General features: G+C 63.5%; 1 protein-coding gene. It reads left to right on the top strand.

Annotated features, from left to right (window positions below):
- A partial coding sequence (locus tag EOA16_RS32410; RefSeq protein ID WP_127261750.1) for an IS110 family transposase occupies window positions 1-709 on the top strand: 709 nt, incomplete at both ends.

Below are 709 nucleotides of genomic sequence, written 5' to 3' on the forward strand. Positions count from 1 at the left end.
GCACTACTGGGCGCGGGAATTGCGCGCGCTGGGCCATGAGGTGATGGTGTTGCCGCCGCAGTACGTGAAGCCCTATGTGAAGCGCTCCAAGTCGGATGCGGCGGACGCCGGGGCGATCTGCGAGGCGATGAGCCGACCGGAGATGCGTTTCGTTGTGGTCAAGAGCGCCGCTCAGCAGGGATTGCAAATGCTGGCGAAGCTGCGCGCGCAGTTTATCGGCCGGCGCACGCAACTCTCCAATTCGATCCGAGGCTTTGCGGCGGAATTCGGCCTGACCGCGCCCAAGGGACTTTCCCGGCTCGGCGATCTGTTGGTCGACATTCGCGCTGACGCGACGATCCCGGACACGGCCAGGGACATGTTCGAAACGCTGGCGCGCGACTATGCGCATATCAGTGCCGAGATTGTCGTGCTCAATGAAAAGTTGCTTACGTTTCACAAGCACAACGAAGTGAGCCAGCGGCTGGCCACCATACCGGCGGTCGGCCCTGTCGGAGCGACGCTGCTGGCCATCAAAGTGCCGGACGCAAACGGCTTCAAGTCGGGTCGCGACTTTGCCGCATGGCTCGGGCTGACGCCGAAGAACCATTCGACGGCAGGCAGAAACAGGCTTGGCGTGATTACCCGCGCTGGCGACGAGATGCTTCGAAGCGTGCTGGTGGCGGGCGCCACTGCCCTCATCCAGCACATGCGGCGCGGCAGCAAACGG

Source organism: Mesorhizobium sp. M7A.F.Ca.US.008.03.1.1 (assembly GCF_003997495.1).
Classification (GTDB): Bacteria; Pseudomonadota; Alphaproteobacteria; order Rhizobiales; family Rhizobiaceae; genus Mesorhizobium.